Origin of the sequence: uncultured Nitrospira sp., from assembly GCA_902500695.1 — a bacterium.
GTDB lineage: Bacteria > Nitrospirota > Nitrospiria > Nitrospirales > UBA8639 > Nitrospira_E.
On the sequence record CABVRQ010000058.1, the window covers coordinates 1 to 1546 of the forward strand.

At 50.1% G+C, this 1546-nt stretch carries 2 protein-coding genes; both read right to left on the bottom strand.

Going from position 1 to position 1546, the window contains the following annotated elements:
- Positions 1-141 precede the first annotated feature (141 nt).
- Positions 142-333, bottom strand: a complete 192-nt coding sequence (locus tag AAH187_RS13790; RefSeq protein WP_342349043.1) for a hypothetical protein — start codon at positions 331-333, stop codon at positions 142-144.
- 142 nt (positions 334-475) lie between these two features.
- A partial coding sequence (locus AAH187_RS13795) for a DUF3482 domain-containing protein (RefSeq protein WP_342349044.1) occupies positions 476-1546 on the bottom strand: 1071 nt, incomplete at its 5' end.

Consider the following 1546-nt stretch of genomic DNA (forward strand, 5'->3'; position numbering starts at 1 on the left):
GAGCTGGTTGCCTCAGCCGTCAAGTTTGGTCAACTCAGTTAGACTAGCCACGGGGGCTAGGTTTTTCAGCCCAAGCCGTCCGATAATCAAAACGCGTAATTGATTGAGACATGAAAATTTTTCTGGAAGGAGAAAAATTTCTCACACATATCTCCCCGGTTCTCTGCTTGGCTGCAACTGAGGCTCTTCTAGCCAGGTTAGCTCAAATAGCTCACTTGGAATGCGATCCCAAATGAAGCCCGTCAAGTCGAGCGATGTGGCGCGGGTTTCTTTAGCCTCTTGAATTTTTCGGAGCGCCTCCTGGTAGTTTTGTTCGATTTGGTCTTGGTTCATGCAAAAGGGCCTTTAATCGTGCTCACTCTACCAAGGCGACAGAAATTTTGGAACACGAAATTCCGTTCTACTGGGAGAAAGCAGAACGCAGCTGTTAACACAAAATTTCCTGATTGATGATGACAGAAAAGACTGGTGGAGTTTAGAGAGAGGCATCCTTCAGCCAACCTTTGGCTTCCGGATAAAACTTCAGCAAGATATGTTGGGCCATGGTTGTCAGGATCGGAACGAGAAAGGCTTCGGCTTCATTTGGATTCTTTTCGCTTGGCGGGACTTTGGCCAGAATCCAGGCCTGATGGAGATCCTTTTTTTTCTGTTCGAGAATCTCTTCAGTGGCTTTCTGCCAAAAGAGGGGAAACTCTCGTGGGTCAGTGTAATCCCCCCGTCCCCTCCCGCAATGGGTCACCGCTAAATAGCGTAGCAGCGCATCCCGTGTTTGCCGGTCGAGAAATGCAGGAACCCAGGATATTCGATTGGAATCTTCTGTTTCCTGACTTTTGGCATAGGTCCGTTCGGCTAATGCTCCAAGGATGGCTCCACCAATGGTAAAGGCGCCATGAGAGAGTCCTCCGGTGGCTAAGTCCGAAGCCAATCCGGCTGCCGCTCCACTGGCTAGTGCTCCCCAGAACGTTTCTTCTTCCCACGGTTTTCTTTCACCCGGCACGGTCACATCTTCAATCCTGGATTTAAGTGTGTGCGGGACCTCGCCGGTTAACCCATGTAACTCGATAAGGTCTGCAGTGACGGCTGAGATACGTTGCGCTAATCGTTGGTCCAGAGCCTGAATCGCATTTTTGATTTGCGGCTTTTTTGAGAACCCTGTCAGCTCTTGGGGGAGGAGTTCTCCATCCAAGGCGGTCTTAGTCAAGAGTTGAGCGAGATGGGTCATGGATGTATCAAAGATCTGCCGGTGGGTGGCATACCAGGCTTTTCCTAATTGTTCCATCGTGTGGTGTTTTTCCGGGGGCAGGGCCTGAGTGACGTGATTCCATAACACACCTTCCTGAACCCAGCAACGCGTAAAGGCGTCCAGGCTCATGACGTCTTTAATGACGCGTTGATTGATCCAGTGTTGCTTCCAAAGGGATTCCAATTGTTGCTGTTGTTGTGGATCGATCAGCCCGGTTTGATTCACTAACACAATGACGGGTTTGTCGAGCCATGTGAGGAGATCGAGTTCAGGTTGAAGATAGCCCGCCATAGAGGGATCTTC

Excerpts from the sequence above, each read along its gene's own strand:
- AAH187_RS13790 (WP_342349043.1), bottom strand. The coding sequence starts at position 333 with ATGAACCAAGACCAAATCGAACAAAACTACCAGGAGGCGCTCCGAAAA.